Source organism: Corynebacterium sp. CMW7794 (assembly GCF_001563605.1).
GTDB classification, from domain to species: domain Bacteria; phylum Actinomycetota; class Actinomycetes; order Mycobacteriales; family Mycobacteriaceae; genus Corynebacterium; species Corynebacterium phoceense.
This window is the reverse complement of record NZ_KQ961708.1, coordinates 1-17,073: the sequence shown is the minus strand read 5'-3', so window position 1 is coordinate 17,073 and position 17,073 is coordinate 1. Positions and strand designations below refer to the sequence as shown.

Here is a 17,073-nt window from a genome sequence, read left to right as displayed (position 1 = left end):
CTCGAATGAAGAAAAGTTATGATTAATGAATGCGACTTTCTCTCTCTCGTGTCGCCGCCACCGCCCTGACGGCCACCACTTTGGCAGCTTCCGTTTTCGTCACCGGGTTCGCAGCTCCGGCTCAGGCCGCCCCCCTTGCCCCGGGGTCGTCACTGCCGGGCACCGCTGCCCCGCAGCCGTGGCTTGGTAATACGCCGTTCATCGTCTCGAAGAAACACGTAAACGGCAACCACTGGAAGGTGCGCGTGTGGTCCCCAGCCAACCGCGCCGTCGTCGACAACAACGTCCTGCTGCCTCCGGGTGACCAGCCGCGACCGTCCTTCTACTTGCTGCCCGGCATCAAGGGCGGCCAGGCAGGCCTCAACTGGATGTCGCACAGCGACGTCAAGAGCTGGTTCGCCAATGAGAACGTCAACGTCGTCATGCCGCTGGGCGGTCCATACTCCCTCTACACGGACTGGGATTCCACGGATCCCATCCTTGGCGTCAACAAGTGGAACACTTACATGACGCAGGAGCTTCCTCCGCTCATCGACAAGGAATTCCATGGAACCGGCCGCGACGCCATCGGCGGCCTATCCTCCACGGGCGCCGCGGCGCTCGACATCGCAGGCCATAACCCGCGCCGCTTTGTTGCTGCGGCCTCGTATTCCGGCTGCCCCATTCGTTCCGGCGCCTACGGCGGCACAATCTCCACAGCCATGATCGCCTTGGGCGGCGGCTCCTCGTTTAACGCGTGGGGCATGCCCGGCAATGCCTCGTGGCGCGAGCACGATCCCAACACCAACCTGGATCGTCTGCGCGGCGTCAAGGTCTTCGTCGCCTCCGCCTCCGGCCAACCTGGCGGCCCTGACGGCATCGGCAACTTAAGCTCCACCGCTGGCCAGGCATTCGGTCCCGCCGAGGTCGAAATCGTCGCTAACGGCTGCACCCAGCAGTTCGCCGATAACGCGCGCCGCGCCGGGCTCGACGTCAACCGCTATTACACGCCACAGGGCTCTCATTCCTTTGGTCTTTTCTCCCACCAGATGAAGGTGAGCTGGGCTCAAACCATCGCACGCGCTATCGGCGCCGCGAATCTCTAAAGACCCCATCTGAGGACAGCGTCGCGCAGACACAAGAGCGAAAACGCCCCTGGACGTGACCCAGGCCACTAGGGTGAAGCCATGACCGTTTCTCCCGCCTCCGCCCGCCTGCGTGCGCTGTGCGTCGCCGCGGCCATCACTTCGCTCCTCGTCACATCGTGGAGCGACCCCGCCGTCGCTCCCGCACAATCCGCAGAGAACTCCTCTACCGAAGGCAGTGCCGACAGCGAATCTGCACGCACCGCCACCGAAGGCTCGGTGGCCATTTCCGATGGCTCTGCCCTCAGTTCCATTGGCTCTTCACGCCTAGGCGATCCCCTCGTCGCGCCCCGTGGCTCCGCCCAGTTACCTGACGCCCTCGGCTCAGGTGACGGCAGCTCAGATGGACAATGGCTGGGTAGTTCTGTCCCGGCATTCAAAGGACTCTCCAGCAACAGGGCCAGCAGCTCGTCGAGTGGAGACTCCTTTGCCACGGCTCAGCTATCCAGTGAGGAGGATCGAGGCGAACCTTCCCCTGTCGATTACGGCCCTGAGCCGCGCCTGCTCGACACCCGCCCCGTCGAAGGCAACCTCGTCGAGATCGATGTCTGGTCACCGGCGAATCAGAGCATCGTCACCAATCTTTTGTTGCGAGCCCCGCAGACCGACACCCCAGCATCGACGCTCGTGCTCATGTCCGGCGCTGACGGCGGTGCAGGCGGTGCCAACTGGCACACGGAGACTGATTACGAAGAATTCTTTGCCGATAAGCAGGTCAACGTCGTCACCCCCATCGGCGGCGGCGCGTCGATGTACGTCAATTGGGAAAACACGAACTCGCCTGCTGGCCGCAATCAATGGGCAACGTACCTCGGCGAGGAACTCCCCCGCGTCGTCCAAGAAGAATTCAATGGCACCGGCCAGGATGCCATTGCTGGCCTGTCTATGTCCGGCGGCCCCGCGCTGCACATTGCGGCGGAAAACCCCGAGCGGTTCGCCGCGGCAGCATCGTTCTCCGGCTTTCCCGCGACTTCCGGCGTCCTGGGGCGCATTGTCAGCCAAGGCATCATCAAAGGCTCGGAGGGCAGCTCCGTCGACGCCTTCGGCTTGTCCAGCAGCGATGCGTGGCAGCTCAATGACCCTTCCTACGACCCAGCGGCGCTGCGTAATACCGACGTCTTCGTGGGCACCGCCTATGGCATCCCCACCGCAGAGGAATTTGGCGGCAATTGGACGTGGGGGCTTACCCTCGAGGCAGTCTCCCAAGTCACCTCGAACTACTTCACCCGTGCGGCCCAGGCGCGCGGCGTCCACGTCGAGCGCTTTCACACGACGTTTGGTGCACACTCGTACGCGCTGTTCGAGCGAGAGCTGCACGCCGCGTGGGAGTCGACTATCGCCCCGGCCCTCAACTTAAAGTAACCGCGGCTGAACAGTGGTCGTCTACGACCACTGAACTCCATGGCATCAGGCCAACGGCACGGCTTGTCTCCGCGAGCCGTGCCGTTCTCATTCAGCTTGTCCGCATCCCGGCACCCCATCCCGCCCTCATGAAGTGACCACTAAGTAAATACTGCGAGAACATTGTTAAAGCGCTAAACAAACTGCCAGGTGAAGGCGAAATTTGTAGTTTCACCACGATGCTTTTACGCGTTTAATGCTATCTGTCCATTCGCTTCTCTCCTCATCGAACTCAAGGATTCTTATGCATTCTCGCCGCATTGGCACGCTGGCTATCGCTGCCCTCGTCTCCTCACTCGCCACTATTCCAGCCCACGCCGCGACGGACGGCTCCCAGGTCGTCATCTCCGAGGCCTACGGCGGTGGCGGAAACTCCAGCGCCACGTACACGCACGACTTCATCGAGCTCTACAACCCCACCGACGCAGACATCGAGCTCTCCGGCTACACCGTCGAGTACTTCTCCGGCAAGGGCAGCACCGGCGGCAAGGCCACCCTCAGCGGCACCATCCCTGCTGGCGGCTACTTCCTCATCCAGGGCGGCCAGGGCAACGGCGGCACCACCGCGCTGCCCACCCCGGATGCCGACGCCGGTCTCAACATGGCTGGTTCAAGCGGTACGGTCCAGCTTGCCGATGCCGCCGGCACCGCCGTCGACACCGTCGGTTACGGTTCGGCCACCCTCAACGAGGGCTCCCCCGCCGCTGGCGCCTCCAACTCGCAGTCGGTTTCCCGCGATGCCGCAGGCACAGACACCGACAACAACGCCGCGGACTTCACCGCGGGCGCCCCCACGCCGCAGAACTCCGGCGCCGTGCCGAGCGACCCGACAGATCCTGCCGATCCCACCGACCCCGAGACTCCGGCTGACCCCACAGATCCGACCGCCCCCGCTGACCCGGCGGCCATCACGCCCATCGCCGAGATCCAGGGCACGGGCGCCACATCCCCGCTCGTTGATCAGACTGTGACGACCGAGGGCGTCGTCACCGCAGTATGGAAGGAAGGCGGCCTCAACGGCTTCACCATCCAGACCGGCGGCACCGGCACCGAGGTTCCCGCTGCTGGCGACGCCTCCCACGGCATCTTCGTCTACATGGGCTCCCGCACGGACTACCCGGAGCTCGGCGCTTCTGTCCAGGTCTCCGGCAAGGTCTCTGAGTTCTTCAACGCCACGCAGATCACCGCTGCTGAGATTTCCTCGCTCGCCGAGGCTCTGCCTGCCGTCACGCCGCTCGTTATCGATGAGCTGCCAGCCGGCGATGCAGCCCGCGAGCCCTTCGAGGGCATGCTCGTCCAGCCCGGTACCCACACGGTGACGAATAACTACGCGCTCACCACCTACGGCGAGGTCGGCCTCAACGGCGGCACCGAGTACCTGCGCCAGCCGTCGGATATCTACGAGCCCTCCACAGAACCGAATTCCGATCTGCAGAAGCTCGCTGCGTCCAACAAAGAACGCCTCGTCATCCTCGACGACGCCCGCACGAAGAACTACATGCAGTCGGACAAGGAGACCCCACTGCCCTACATCTCGCAGGACGGCGGCTCGACCATCAAGTCGCTGCGCACCACGGACCACGTCGAGTTCCAGCACCCCGTCGTCGTTCACTACTCGCACGACGCCTGGCGCTTCGAGCCCACCACACCGGTTACCGGCAACACCTCTGGCGCTGACTTGCCCATCTCCTGGGAAGATTCCCGCGCAGCCATCGAGGGCGGCGTAGACGTCAAGGGTGACTACACTATCGGCGCATTCAACGTCCTTAACTACTTCGTCTCCCTCGGCGAGGAGTTCGGCGGCACCAGCCACAAGGACAAGGACGGCAACCCGGTCACCGTCAACCGCGGCACGACCCGTGGCGCGTGGACCGCCTCGGCCCTGGCTGACCAGCAGGCCAAGATCGTCGCCGCCATCAACGGCCTCGACGCTGACGTCATCGCCCTGTCCGAGATCGAAAACGGCTACGCCGTCACCGGCGACATCAACAAGCGCGATAACGCTCTGAAGACACTGACCGAGGCCCTTAACGCCGCAGGCGGCAACTGGGAGTATGTGAAGTCCCCGTCGAATGTCCCGGTCAAGGGCGATGTCATTCGCACCGCGTTTATCTACGACCCGGATCGCGTCAAGCCCGTGGGCGAGTCCCGCATCTTCACCGATGACCGCTTCACCGGCACCGCCCGCGAGCCGCTCGCCCAGGAATTCGCAGCGACTGATCCGAATGTGAAGGAAACTTTCGTCGCGGTCGCCAACCACTTCAAGTCCAAGGGGTCCGTCGCCAAGGGCGACGCTGACTCCGGCGACGGCCAGGGCAACAACCCGAACGTCCGCAACGCTCAGGCGCAGGCTGTGCTCGATCACCTTGCCAAGCAGAAGGACTGGGAGGGCAAGGCCACCTTCGTCATGGGTGACCTCAACACCTACACCATGGAGCAGGCCCTCGGCGTCTTCCGCGCGAACGGCTACACCGTCCCGGCTGAGACCTACGGTGCCGATCCGTCCTACCAATTCGACGGTCTCCTCGGTAGCCTCGACCACGTGTTGGCCAACGAGGTTGCCTCCGGCAAGGTCTCTGACGCCCAGGTCTGGAACATCAACTCGGACGAGTCCGTCGCCTTCGAGTACTCCCGCCGCAACTACAACGTGGTGGACTTCTACGACAACTCCCCGTTCCGCGCTTCTGATCACGACCCGGTCAAAGTTGGGTTCTCGCTCTCTGCTACGGCTCCCTCGGAGGACGACGATCCGAAGGATGATGACACCACCTCCGATGCCCGCGGTGTCAAGGAGATGAAGATCGTCGACGGCGAGCTCATCGTCTACTACACCGACGGCACGGAACAGAACCTCGGCACCGTCCGCGGCGAGCCGGGCAAGGACGGCGTCGATGGCAAGGATGGCCAGAACGGTACCGACGGCAAAGACGGCCGCTCCGTGACTAAGGTTCAGGTCCTCGACAACGGCGATTTGGAAGTCACCTACTCTGACGGCACCACCGAGATTGTCGGCAACACCCAGGGCCCGAAGGGTGAGCCTGGCCGCGACGGCGCGGACGGCAAAGACGGCGTCGACGGCCAGAAGGGCGAGACCGGCGCTGATGGCCAGAACGGTCAGGATGGTGCCGATGGCGCCGACGGACAGAATGGCAAGGATGGCGCCGCCGGTAAGAACGGCAAGGACGGTCGCGGCATCGAGAGCATCGAGGCCAACGAGGACGGCTCGCTCACGGTGACCTTCACCGATGGCACGCAGCAGAACGTCAAGGTCTCGGGCCAGGTGACGAAGGAAGCCGGCGACGAGGAGACGGACAAGGACACCACGCCGGGCAAGGACGCGGACGGCGCGGATGCCTCGAGCCTGGGCACGGGCGGCATCGTCGGCATTGTGCTCGCGGTGCTGGCGCTCGTGGGTGCCTTCCCGTTCATGGCGGCTGTCTTCGGCCAGATTCCGGACAGCGCACTGCAGACGCTGCCTGCGCCGGTACGCATGGCCATTAAGAATCTGAAGATGTAGCACACAACGCAGAGAGGGCCCCGGTTGTGTGTGGGGCCCTTTCGTCGTTTTCGTGCGTTAAATCCCCACGGCCGCGAGGTGCCGGGGTTCGGTCTTATCCACACGCTGTTGGTAGTCGGGGTGCTTGGGTCAGCCATGACTTCGCGTAGGGGACACCGCGACGATGCGCAGGCCGTAGTCGACGCCGTCGGAGAGGCCGTCACAGGCTTTCTCCTGGGGATTCGGCTCGGTGCTACTCAAAGGACTGCTCCTTGACGAAGTGATGGGACGGGATCGAGACGCGATTGGTCACGTTCATGGCAATCGCCACCCACTCGACGGCGGCGAATTGGGCGTCGGTGAGAGGAGCGGCGGCGAAGAGTTGAGCAAAGTCGCGGGAGGGGGCATCGGAAGGCTGGGTGGCGGCTTCGGTCAGCATGAGTGCGACCTTTGTGTGGAGGTTAATGAGCTCGATGAGCTCGTCGCTCCGCCTGCCGCGCGGGCCTCCTCGCCGACGGCCCGGGTGAAAGCGATGGCGGACTTCCAGGTCTGCGGGGAGGACTTATCGAGGTAGAACTTCAATGGGTTCCGTGACATGTCCGCACATATACTCGCGCCTAGAGAAAGATGCTGTAGCTCTCCGGCCTCGCCCCGGCTGCGGCGGCTTTGTCGACGGCGCGCAGGAAGTCCGCGCGGACCTTGCGGTCCTCGAGGTTGCGTGCGGAGACCGAAAGGCGGACGGTGTTGCCGCGCTGGGCAGAGCGCTCCGCGGCCCGAATGATGTTGCGACGCCACCATTTCGCAGCGCCGAAGCCCTCGCCGAAGGAGAGATTGCGAGTCTGATGAAGCCTGCCGGAGGGCAGCTCGTGGAGGCCATGGGAGGAGCAGGCGAGCTGGAACTCAAACTCGGGCAGGACCTCGAGCGTGCCTGGGGACATGCGCCAGCGCGGGGCGGCAAAGATGGTGGGCTCGAAGCCGATCTTGGCCATCTGGCGGGTAGCACCCTTGAGGCGCAGGCGGGCCTCGTGTGCCTCCAGGTTCGCGAACTCGGCGCGGCGGCCTTGGACGGCCTGGTCGAAGCCGTTGAGGATGAGCGTGCGTCCGGCCTCGGCGTGGTCGCGCAACCAATGCTGCATGCGGTGGTCCTTGGCCAAGTGCCAATTGCCATCGATGTGTGGGGCGACAAGGAGAGAGACGGGAATGTCGTCGCGGTCGAGCTCCGCGATGAGATGTTCCGCGTACTTCCGGGTGTCGTCGAAAATACTAGAAATCGAAACCAGGAGAACGCCGTGCATGCCGCTTATTATCGCACGCACAGCGCCACGCCGCGCGGCGAGAGGCTAGGCGGTTAACCCCGTGATCTTGTTGATGGTCCACGCGTACTCGAACGCGGCCTGACGCCACTGGGCGTAGCGGCCGGAGACGCCGCCGTGACCGGCGACCATCTCGGTCTTGAGCAGGAACTCGCCGCCGGTGGCCGTGGCGCGCAGCTTGGCAATCCACTTGGCGGGCTCGACGTAGAGCACACGCGTGTCATTGAGCGAGGTGAGCGCCAAAATGTCCGGGTAATTCTGCGCGGTAACGTTCTCGTACGGGGCGTAGCTCGCCATGTAGTCGTAGACCGTCGGATCGTGGAACGGGTCGCCCCACTCTTCCCACTCGACGACGGTGAGCGGGAGCTCCGGCATGAGGATGGAGGTGAGCGGATCCACGAAGGGCACAGACGCCTGGATGGCGCGGAAACGCTCCGGCGCCATGTTGGCGACAGCGCCCATGAGCAGGCCGCCGGCGGAGCCGCCCTCGGCAGCGAGCACCTCCGGGGCCGTCACACCGCGGGCGATGAGGTCGTCCGCCACCGCAATGAAATCCGTGAAGGTGTTCTTCTTGTGCAGCAGCTTGCCGTTGTCGTACCAGGCACGACCCATCTCGCCGCCGCCGCGCACGTGGGCCACGGCGAAGATGACGCCGCGATCCATGAGCGAGAGGCGGAAGACCGAGAAGTACGGATCCATGGACACCTCGTACGAACCGTAGCCGTAGAGGAGCGTCGGGTTGGGCTTCGACATGTCCAGGTCCGCGCGGCGCACGATGGACACGGGAATCTGCGCGCCATCCGGGGCCGTGACCCACTCGCGGTGCGCGACGTACTGGCTCGCGTCGTAGCCACCCGGGACTTCTTGTTCCTTGAGCAGCTTGTACTCGCCGCTCGTCACGCGGTAATTAAACAGCTGCGAGGGCTGCGTATACGACGTGTAGCCCACGCGCAGGACGTCCGCCTCCCAATCCGGGGCGCCGCCCACGGAGACCTCATAGAGTTCCTCGTCGAACTCGAGCTCCTTAAACTCGCCCCAGCCCTCGCGCACGTCCATGATGGCGGCACGACCGATGCCGCCGCGGCGGTAGCCCACCACGATCTGGTCGCGGTAGACAGCCGGCCCTTCAATGCGCACGGTCTCCTCGTGCGGCATGAGGACGGTGAGCTGGTCGAACTCCGGCAGATCCGCGCCATAGGCCACCGGACAGTAACCCAGCTCGTAATTCGCGCCAGTCGCATTGTGCGTGACCAGCCAGTAGTCCTTGCCACCCACCACGGCGTGGTCGACGTCGTAGTCAACGTCCTGGCGGCGCTCCCACAGGCGGCGCAGCTCCCCTTCCGGATTGTCGAGCCCCACGACCCACGCCTCCGTGGTGGTCTTGGACTGCACCTGAACGAAGAGGAACTCGCGGGACTTCGTCGTCCCCACACCCACGCCAAAGCGCGCGTCTTCCTCGTGGAAGACAAGCACGTCCTCGCTTTGCGGGGTGCCCATCTTGTGGCGCCACACCTTATCCGAGCGCCACGCCTCATCCACGGTCGTATAGAAGATGTAATTCGGACCGGCCCATGTGAGGTAGTAGTAGACGCCGTCCAGGCGATCCGCGAGCAACTCGCCTGTCTTCAAATCCTTGAAAGAGACCTCAAAGCGCTCGTCGCCCACGGTATCCACGCCAAAGGCAAGCACATCTGTCTCCCGGTTGCGCGCCACCGCGCCCACCTGGAAGAACTCGTGCCCCTCGGCCAGGACGTTGGAGTCGAGCAGAACCTCCTCGCCCTCCGGCGCGCCCTCCTCGGGCAGCTCGATGGGGCTCCACGCCTCCGCGCCCTCGGCGGCCTTGAGGCGACACGACAGCCCGTAGCTCTTGCCTTCCTCGGTGCGGCCGTAGTACCAGTAACCATCGCGCAGGACGGGCACGGACATGTCCGTCTCCTTCACGCGCGACTTCACCTCGGCGAAGATGTTCTCGCTCAGCTGTTGAAGGTGCTCCGTGCGCGCCTCAGTGTACGCATTCTCCGCTTCGAGGTACGCAATCGTCTCCGGGGATTCCTTGTCGCGCATCCATTCATAGTCATCGACGAAGTCGCGGCCATGGAAGGAACGAGTCACGGGATGTTGCGCAGCACGAGGCGCTGCAAGGGAGGGGTCTACAGTCATGCCGTGCCATTTTACGCGCCTTCCGGCACACGCCACGGAATGGGAGGACTTCTTCGCCGCCTACGCCGAGCCTTCCGATGCCCCCTTCGCCCCTGGCCGTCCCGGCCCCGGCCCCACGGTCCGCGCGGCGGTCGCGGGGCGCGTGGCTTCCGCGGCCCACACGGTGTGCCCCAGGAGCGTCGCGAACTGGGCAACCCAGCCATCATGCAGGCCCTCGGCCAGGTGCGCCAAGCCCTTCTCACCGACGAAGCGCCTCCCCCGAGCACGAGCACGCCATCCTGGAGATCCTGCAGCGCGCAGCCCGCGAGATCACTGAGCTCGACTAACCCCCGCACACGACGACACAGCACCCGCGCCGATTTCTCGGCGCGGGTGCTGAGTTCTGTGTTTTAATGGTTGAGGTTAAGCGAACGGAGGATGGCCGGCGGCAGGCCCATCTGGTTGATGGCGAAGCCGATGGCCGCGAGGATGGCTGCAACGCCGATGAGCGGAATGGTGACATTCACGGCTTCGGTCTCCGCGAACTTCGAGGAGCCGAAGATATCAGCGACAACGACGTCGATCTGCGGGTTGATCTGGATAGCACCCGGTGCGATACCCAGCACGCCACCCTCAAGGGTGCCGGTCACGCCGCCCGGCTCGATGCTCACGCCCTTAAACGCACCGTCCTGAATGGTGCCGGTGATCGGAACGTTGACGCCGTCCTTTTCGATGACGCCCTTGAAAGCGCCCTCCTGGATGCCGATGATGCCGTTCGGGTCCACGTTGATCTCGGCCCCCTTGATGGCACCGTTCTCAATGGTGCCCGTGATCGGAATCTTGACGCCATCCTTCTCAATAGCACCGGTGAAAGCACCCTCCTGGACACCTACAAGACCACCAGGCTGAACCTTCACGCCCGTGATGCCGTCCTTCTCAATGGTGCCCGTGATCGGGATATTGACGCCGTCCTTCTGAATGGCACCCGTGAATGCACCTTCGGCGATGCCCACGACGCCGTTCGGATCGACCTTGAGGCCCGTGATAGCGCCGTTCTCGATCGTGCCGGTGACCGGAATCTTGATGCCGTCCTTTTGAATAGCACCGGTGAAGGCGCCATTCTCAATGCCGGTGCCGTTGACGGACACGAGGCCAGACGGCAGGGACGGCAGCGAGGACTGGGCCGTGGCAGCCGGAGTGGCGGTAACGGCGAGGGACACGGACACGGCAGCGGCAACGAGTGCGCGGCGAGGAGAGAAATTCATGTGGTTGTAGAGCTTTCTGTGAGGGAGAAGATGGGATGGGTGAGACTACTTGTCCGCAAGCCCCAGGGTGCGGCGAAGGTTCTTCGCGTAATCAAGGTAGTACTGCGTGTTATCGACCACGGGGCCTTGCGCCTTGCCGTCCACGATCCAGCTGGAGCCGGAGGAGAACTGCGCGATTCCCGTGCGCTTGGGCTGCGGGGCGAGTGGATCAATGACCTTAGTCGTAGCCTGCGCGGTATCGATGACTTCGCCTGCAGCGGTATACGCCGTAAAGGTCACCGTGTAGCTGGCGCCGACTTCTTCGGGCAGGAGAATCTTGTCAAAGATTGCGAAGCCCTGAATCACCGACGCGGTGTACGTGTCAGCCGCGCCCTCAGGAAGGCCCGAGACCTTGGCAACGATGCGACCGGAATTAAGTTCCACGCGCGTGCCGTGCCGGTTAACGACCATGAGCGAGTAGCCTGGGTTCTGACCCGAGTGGATGGTGGCATCCGCATAGGCAACCTTGAGTGACTGCTCCGCCACCGGGGCGGAGTCTGCCGGCACGGTGCCTTTAGCCTCGTCCACCGTGATACTCGTGGTGCCCTGGGTCTCCTGCGCGCCTGCCGGTACAACGGCGGCGCCCAGCGTCACCGCGAGCGCGCAGCCTACGGCAACGCTCGCGTGGGTGAGGTCGAGCATGAGAGTCCTTTCGAGAGCGAGCATTCAATGTGAGCACCGTAAAGCGCACACACGCTCCTCAATATATCCGAGCTCGCTGCCCATAGCGGTATTTCATGCCTGTCTCACTTTTCAGGCACCCCTGCTCACACACGCGTCCCGCCGAGAAAGCGTTGCTGCTCTCTCGACGGGACGCGTATCGAGTGGTTTTGCGGGTTCTAGCCAATCCACTCGTCGAAGGACTTACCGGACAGGCGCTCGTAGGCCTCGATGTAGCGGCCACGAGTAGCCGCGACGACGTCGTCCGGCAGCGCCGGCGGCTCGGTGTCGGCCGCGACGTCCCAGCCGGAAGCGTCCGAGGTCAGCCAGTTGCGCACGTACTGCTTGTCGAAGGACGGCTGAACCTTGCCTTCCTCGTACGTGTCGGCCGGCCAGTAGCGGGAAGAGTCCGGGGTGAGGACCTCGTCCGCGAGAACCAGCGTGCCGTCCTCGTCGAGCCCGAACTCGAACTTCGTGTCCGCGAGGATAATGCCCTTGGCCTCCGCGATGGCGGCGGCCTCAGAGTAGATGCGCAGGGTTGCGGTGCGCAGCTCCTCGGCCCGCTCCTGGCCCAAGTCTGCGACGACGCGGTCGAAGCTCACGTTCTCATCGTGCTCACCAAACTCGGCCTTGGTGGCCGGGGTGAAGATGGGGGCCGGCAGGCGCGAAGCCTCCGTGAGACCCGAGGGCAGCTCGATACCGCACACAGTGCCTTCTGCGATGTACTCCTTGAGGCCGGAGCCAGTGAGGTAGCCGCGGGCGACGCACTCGAAGGGCAGCATGTCCAGCTTCTTCACCACGATGGCGCGGCCGAGCACCTCTTCCGGGATACGCTCGTCATCGACGGGGCCCGCCAGGTGGTTGGGGAAATCGATGGCGTCGAAGAAGAATTGCGAGGTCGCGGTGAGCACGCGGCCCTTATCCGGAATCGCGGGGGTGAGCGCATGATCGTAGGCCGAGATACGGTCCGAAACAACCATGAGCAGCGTTTTATCATCGACTTCGTAGATGTCGCGAACCTTGCCGGAGGACAGATGCTTGTAATCAGAAAGCTGAGGGCGCATGACAGAAAGCATATCGCAGCCTAGACTCTGTAGCATTGTTCTGACTTTTGTTGTCTCCTCCCTCTCACTTAGGAGTTCTTATCGTGCGTAGCCGCCTTACCGCTGCTCTCGTCTCCACCACCCTCGCGCTCAGCGCCGTCGCCGTCCCTCAGGCAACCGCCGCCCCTATCGTTAACACCCGAACGTCCCAGCATGGGACCCCGTTGTGCACTCTCGAGCACGCCCCGGAGGACACGCAGGCTGCCGATGCCGTCATTGAGGCTTACAAGAAGGTCCTCACCGCCGCCTCGGAAGAGGTCCAGGCTCAGTTCCCTGAGGACAAGGACACCTTCGCTGCGTTTACGACGCGCGACGTCAAGGCCGCAGCAGGTTACCCGGAGCTGCTGAAGAAGTTCCAGGCAAAGGGCTATAACGCGCAGGACGTTCTCGTCATTCTCGTTGCCGCCAATAACGTGGACGCCATCATCAGCGACGAGGCGGCGGACAAGCTGCTGGGCGATAACTTCCCCGAGGCCTCCATCAACCGCGCGATGGCCATGCGCGACTCCGTGCCCACGGGTGCGCGCGCGGAGCTGCTCTCCGCGTCGACGGCATTCAGCTCGCAGTTCCGCACTATCCTCGCCAAGCACGAATCCGAGGTCGGACTGCAGGCCACCATCGATTCCTTCGAATCCACCGCAGGCAACGACGCCGTCAAGGACGCCTGGGAAAAGTGCATCTCGGAGCTCAAAGCGAAGGGCGCAACGCCGGGTTACCAGCCGGTTCCGGAGATAGAGGTGCCCATCACCAACGGCACCGGTAACGACGGCAGCAGCGGCGGCTCCTCGCAGGGCACGGCCATCGGCATCCTCATCGCCATCGCCGTCCTCACGGTCGGCGCGGCCTACGTGGTCAACACCCCCGGCGGCTTCAAGCTGCCGAACTTCAACCTTCCGTTCCCGCTCGGCGCCTAAAGTAGGTGCCTCAAGCTCCCCACCGCAACGAACCCCGGTTCACGCCACCAACGCGCTGAACCGGGGTTCGTGTATGCAGGGCCTCTGCCTGAGGGCTAGTAAATCTCGCCCGGGGTGTAGTTCGCTGCCCCCGGGTGCTGATCCGCAAGGGCCTTGATGCGGGTAAGTACCTGGTTGACCTGGGACTCGGCCGCGCCGATGAAGGCGTGCTTGTCAGCGAGGGCGGCCTCGAGATCTTCTGCAGACAGCGGCAGGCGCTCGTCCGCAGCGAGGCGGGCAACGAGGTCCTGCTCAGCACCGTTTTCACGCATGTTGAGCGCGACGGCGACGGCATTTTCTTTGATTACCTCGTGCGCGGTCTCGCGACCCACGCCGGCGCGGACGGCGGCCATGAGGATGCGGGTCGTGGCGAGGAATGGCAGGTAGCGCTCGAGCTCGCGGTTGATCATTGCTGGGAACGCGCCGAATTCGGAGAGCACGGTGAGGAAGGTCTCGAACTGGCCATCGATGGCGAAGAAGGCATCCGGCAGCGCCACGCGGCGGATGACGGAGCAGAACACGTCGCCCTCGTTCCACTGCTGACCGGAGAGGTCAGCGACCATGGTGAGGTAGCCGCGGAGGATGACCTGGAAACCGCAGACGCGCTCGCAGGAGCGAGCGTTCATCTTGTGCGGCATCGCGGAGGAACCGACCTGGCCTTCCTTGAAGCCCTCGGTGACGGTCTCGTTGCCGGCCATGAGGCGAATGGTCGTGGCCAGCGAGGAGGGGCCGGCGCCGAGCTCGACGAGCGCAGAGACCGCGTCAAAGTCGAGGGAGCGCGGGTAGACCTGACCCACGGAGTTGAAGATTCGGCTAAAGCCCAGGTGGTCGGCAATGAGCGTCTCCAGCGACGCGAGCTTATCCTCGGAACCGCCCATGAGGTCGAGCATGTCCTGAGAGGTGCCCATCGGGCCCTTGATGCCGCGCAGCGGGTAGCGGCCCAGCAGGCTTTCCACGCGTTCGATGCCCAGCAGCATCTCGTCCGCGGCGGACGCGAAGCGCTTGCCCAGCGTCGTGGCCTGCGCCGCCACGTTGTGGGACCGGCCTGCCATGACGAGGGTCTGGTACTGTGCGGCGCGCTCGCCAATGCGGGAGACGACGGCGATAGCCTTGTCGCGGATGAGCTCGAGGGAGCGCAGGATCTGCAGCTGCTCGACGTTCTCCGTGAGGTCACGGGAGGTCATGCCCTTGTGAATGTGTTCGTAGCCAGCCAGGGCGTTGAACTCTTCGATGCGTGCCTTGACGTCGTGGCGCGTGACGCGCTCGCGGTCAGCGATGGACGCAAGGTTGACGTCCTCGATGACGGCCTCGTAGGCCGCGATAGCCTCTGCCGGGATGTCGACGCCGAGGTCCTTCTGGGCCTTCATGACGGCGATCCACAGCTGACGCTCGAGGACGATCTTGTGCTCTGGCGACCAGATCTCGGTCATCTCGGGTGACGCATAGCGTGCGGACAGTACGTTGGAAATGTTCTTTTTCTCAGCCACGCCGTTTATTATCGCACGCCTAGCGTGCCGATGCCCCCGACTCTCGCGCTAGGCCGCGCCACGGCGTCTGGGCCCAGCGCTCAGACACAGCGTCCGCCTCAGTGACCGGGCTAGTGCCCGGTCACGCCCGTACCCCCTTAGACGCGAATGCGCTCCTGTGCTGCGGGCAGACCGATGTCGTAACGATAGAAGCCGCCGTCCATCGCGACCTCATCGAGGACAACGTAGGCGTTGCCACGGGCCTCGTGGAGGGTGGAGCCGTGCCCCAGGACGTTGAGCACGCGGCCGCCGTTCGCACGGACGGCGCCGTCCTCCTCGACGGTGGTGCCCGCGTGGAGGATCTTCTCCGGGTTGTCCAGATCCGGACTGGAGATTTCCGCGCCCTTGACCGGGGAGGCCGGATATCCCTCAGCGGCGAGGACGACGGTGACGGCGTAGCCGTCCTTCCATTCCAGCGGCGGGAGTTGGGCCAACTCGCCGGCGGCGACGGCGTGGAGGGCCTCGGCCAGCGGGGACTCGAGGAGACTCAGGACGGCCTGGGTCTCCGGGTCGCCGAAGCGGCAATTGAACTCGACGACGGACGGGCCTTCCTTACCCCAGGCCAGGCCGGCGTAGAGCAGACCGGAGTACGGGGTACCGCGGCGGACCATTTCCTTGGCGACGGGCACGCAGACCTCGTTGACGATGCGCTCGACGCCGCGCTTGGGCAGCCACGGCAGCGGGGTGTACGCGCCCATGCCACCGGTGTTGGGGCCTTCGTCATTGTCGAACGCACGCTTGTGATCCTGTGCCGGCAGCAGCGGGACGACGGTCTCACCGTCGACGAGACAGAAGAGGGAGACCTCCGGGCCGTCGAGGAAGGACTCGAGGAGAACCGGGTTGCCGGCACCCAGCACGGCGTCAACGTGCGCGCGAGCCGCGGCGCGGTCCTCGGTCACGACGACGCCCTTGCCGCCGGCCAGTCCGTCATCCTTGACCACGAACTGCGGGCCAAAGCGGTCGAGCGCGGCCTCGATGTCGGCGTCCGCGGTACCCGGGGTGAGCTGCTCCGCGCGTGCAGTCGCAACGCCTGCGGCCTCCATAACGTCCTTGGCGAACTTCTTGGAGCCTTCAATCTGAGCGGCGTCCTGGTTGGGTCCGAAGACGAGAATTCCCGCCTCGCGGAGAACGTCGGCGACACCCGCGACGAGCGGGACCTCAGGGCCGACAACGACGAGCTCAGCAGCGATGGACTGCGCCAACTCGAGCATGCGCTGCGGATCATCAACCTGCGAGTACTCGGGGTGGACGGTGGCGAGTTGGGCGAAGGCCGGTGAACCCGGAGCGACGTGGAGCTCTGGGGCAGAAGGGTCGTTTGCCAGTCCCTTGAGGAGGGCGTGTTCGCGGCCGCCCGAACCGATCACAAGAATTCGCATGCCGCCTATCCTACCGGGCGGGTAGGGTATTCCCCATGGCTTCTGTATTTACCAAGATCATCGAAGGCGAACTGCCCGGCCGTTTTGTTTACCGTGACGACACCGTCGTTGCTTTCTTGTCCATCGAGCCCCTGCGCTACGGCCACACGCTCGTCGTTCCCATCCAGGAAGTCGATAAGTGGACCGACCTCGACGAGGAGACGTGGGCCCACCTCAATGCCATCGCCAAGGAAGTCGGCAACGCTGTAAAGAACGCGTTTGACGCCAAGCGCGCCGGCTACATCATCGCGGGCTTCGACGTCCCGCACACCCACATTCACATCTTCCCCACCGACAAGATGGAGGAGTACGACTTCGCCAAGGCCTACGCTGCCGATGCCACCGATGCCGCAGCCATGGACGAGGCGGCCACCCGCATTCGCCAGCACCTCGGCACCGGCGAGGACGGCTTCCGCTCCTAACGACGTCTTTCCTGGGGAGCGCCCGACTTGGCTCAGCTCACCGTCAGGCCCGACCACACTGGTCGAAGTCCCGACTCACAACCAACCTGGGCTTTCTTACCTGGCTTGCCTATCAATGTGGCGTAAGCTCGTTCGCATCAACGTCTTTGCCTTGAGGTTTGGTGTCGACGTTCAGGCTTCGTCTGTGATGTCTAGTGACTTCTTGGACTCGGAGTCC

The 17,073-nt window shown here is 64.2% G+C and carries 13 protein-coding genes; 5 read left to right on the top strand and 8 right to left on the bottom strand.

Annotated elements, in window-relative coordinates; all coding sequences use genetic code 11:
- The first annotated feature begins 29 nt into the window (after positions 1–29).
- From HMPREF3227_RS00805 to HMPREF3227_RS00795, 3 genes are all read left to right on the top strand, one after another.
- Positions 30–1,085 (top strand): alpha/beta hydrolase, encoded by a 1,056-nt coding sequence (locus HMPREF3227_RS00805; RefSeq protein WP_066490231.1) that lies wholly within the window; start codon positions 30–32, stop codon positions 1,083–1,085.
- 81 nt (positions 1,086–1,166) lie between these two features.
- Positions 1,167–2,486, top strand: a complete 1,320-nt coding sequence (locus HMPREF3227_RS00800; RefSeq protein WP_066509500.1) for an alpha/beta hydrolase — start codon at positions 1,167–1,169, stop codon at positions 2,484–2,486.
- 283 nt (positions 2,487–2,769) lie between these two features.
- Complete coding sequence (locus tag HMPREF3227_RS00795) at positions 2,770–6,042, top strand: ExeM/NucH family extracellular endonuclease (protein ID WP_082750206.1); 3,273 nt, start codon at positions 2,770–2,772, stop codon at positions 6,040–6,042.
- 232 nt (positions 6,043–6,274) lie between these two features.
- Here the strand turns inward: HMPREF3227_RS00795 and HMPREF3227_RS00790 are convergent, their stop codons facing one another.
- From HMPREF3227_RS00790 to HMPREF3227_RS00765, 6 genes are all read right to left on the bottom strand, one after another.
- The gene (locus HMPREF3227_RS00790) at positions 6,275–6,460 is read right to left on the bottom strand and encodes a hypothetical protein (protein ID WP_066509498.1); all 186 of its coding nucleotides are present in this window, start codon (positions 6,458–6,460) and stop codon (positions 6,275–6,277) included.
- 178 nt (positions 6,461–6,638) lie between these two features.
- On the bottom strand, positions 6,639–7,316 hold the full coding sequence (locus tag HMPREF3227_RS00785; RefSeq protein WP_066490213.1) for a DUF2334 domain-containing protein: 678 nt from the start codon (positions 7,314–7,316) through the stop codon (positions 6,639–6,641).
- A gap of 45 nt (positions 7,317–7,361) precedes the next feature.
- Positions 7,362–9,494, bottom strand: coding sequence for a S9 family peptidase (locus HMPREF3227_RS00780; RefSeq protein WP_066509496.1), 2,133 nt, complete (start codon positions 9,492–9,494; stop codon positions 7,362–7,364).
- Between the two features lie 389 nt (positions 9,495–9,883).
- Positions 9,884–10,738, bottom strand: a complete 855-nt coding sequence (locus HMPREF3227_RS00775; RefSeq protein WP_066490205.1) for a hypothetical protein — start codon at positions 10,736–10,738, stop codon at positions 9,884–9,886.
- A 45-nt stretch (positions 10,739–10,783) separates the two neighbouring features.
- Positions 10,784–11,419, bottom strand: coding sequence for a hypothetical protein (locus HMPREF3227_RS00770; RefSeq protein WP_066509495.1), 636 nt, complete (start codon positions 11,417–11,419; stop codon positions 10,784–10,786).
- 197 nt (positions 11,420–11,616) lie between these two features.
- Positions 11,617–12,501 carry a phosphoribosylaminoimidazolesuccinocarboxamide synthase gene (locus HMPREF3227_RS00765; protein ID WP_181734565.1) on the bottom strand — a complete coding sequence of 295 codons (885 nt, stop codon included), beginning with the start codon at positions 12,499–12,501 and terminating at the stop codon, positions 11,617–11,619.
- A gap of 83 nt (positions 12,502–12,584) precedes the next feature.
- Between HMPREF3227_RS00765 and HMPREF3227_RS00760 the strand changes: the two genes are divergently transcribed.
- Positions 12,585–13,454, top strand: a complete 870-nt coding sequence (locus HMPREF3227_RS00760) for a hypothetical protein (RefSeq protein WP_066490191.1) — start codon at positions 12,585–12,587, stop codon at positions 13,452–13,454.
- Positions 13,455–13,549: 95 nt separating this feature from the next.
- Here HMPREF3227_RS00760 and purB read toward each other — a convergent pair whose 3' ends face one another.
- Both purB and purD read right to left on the bottom strand, forming a co-directional pair.
- Entirely contained in the window at positions 13,550–14,989 is a 1,440-nt protein-coding gene (purB, locus tag HMPREF3227_RS00755; protein WP_066490189.1) for an adenylosuccinate lyase, read from the bottom strand.
- A 128-nt stretch (positions 14,990–15,117) separates the two neighbouring features.
- The gene (gene purD, locus HMPREF3227_RS00750; RefSeq protein ID WP_066490180.1) at positions 15,118–16,395 is read right to left on the bottom strand and encodes a phosphoribosylamine--glycine ligase; all 1,278 of its coding nucleotides are present in this window, start codon (positions 16,393–16,395) and stop codon (positions 15,118–15,120) included.
- A gap of 35 nt (positions 16,396–16,430) precedes the next feature.
- On the opposite strand from purD, the gene HMPREF3227_RS00745 reads away from it, so the two are divergent.
- Entirely contained in the window at positions 16,431–16,856 is a 426-nt protein-coding gene (locus HMPREF3227_RS00745) for an HIT family protein (protein ID WP_066490177.1), read from the top strand.
- Positions 16,857–17,073 lie beyond the last annotated feature (217 nt).

Coding starts and splice junctions, on each gene's coding strand:
- HMPREF3227_RS00805 (WP_066490231.1), top strand. CDS start 30: ATGCGACTTTCTCTCTCTCGTGTCGCCGCCACCGCCCTGACGGCCACC.
- HMPREF3227_RS00800 (WP_066509500.1), top strand. CDS start 1,167: ATGACCGTTTCTCCCGCCTCCGCCCGCCTGCGTGCGCTGTGCGTCGCC.
- HMPREF3227_RS00795 (WP_082750206.1), top strand. CDS start 2,770: ATGCATTCTCGCCGCATTGGCACGCTGGCTATCGCTGCCCTCGTCTCC.
- HMPREF3227_RS00790 (WP_066509498.1), bottom strand. CDS start 6,460: ATGCTGACCGAAGCCGCCACCCAGCCTTCCGATGCCCCCTCCCGCGAC.
- HMPREF3227_RS00785 (WP_066490213.1), bottom strand. CDS start 7,316: ATGCACGGCGTTCTCCTGGTTTCGATTTCTAGTATTTTCGACGACACC.
- HMPREF3227_RS00780 (WP_066509496.1), bottom strand. CDS start 9,494: ATGACTGTAGACCCCTCCCTTGCAGCGCCTCGTGCTGCGCAACATCCC.
- HMPREF3227_RS00775 (WP_066490205.1), bottom strand. CDS start 10,738: ATGAATTTCTCTCCTCGCCGCGCACTCGTTGCCGCTGCCGTGTCCGTG.
- HMPREF3227_RS00770 (WP_066509495.1), bottom strand. CDS start 11,419: ATGCTCGACCTCACCCACGCGAGCGTTGCCGTAGGCTGCGCGCTCGCG.
- HMPREF3227_RS00765 (WP_181734565.1), bottom strand. CDS start 12,501: ATGCGCCCTCAGCTTTCTGATTACAAGCATCTGTCCTCCGGCAAGGTT.
- purD (WP_066490180.1), bottom strand. CDS start 16,395: ATGCGAATTCTTGTGATCGGTTCGGGCGGCCGCGAACACGCCCTCCTC.
- HMPREF3227_RS00745 (WP_066490177.1), top strand. CDS start 16,431: ATGGCTTCTGTATTTACCAAGATCATCGAAGGCGAACTGCCCGGCCGT.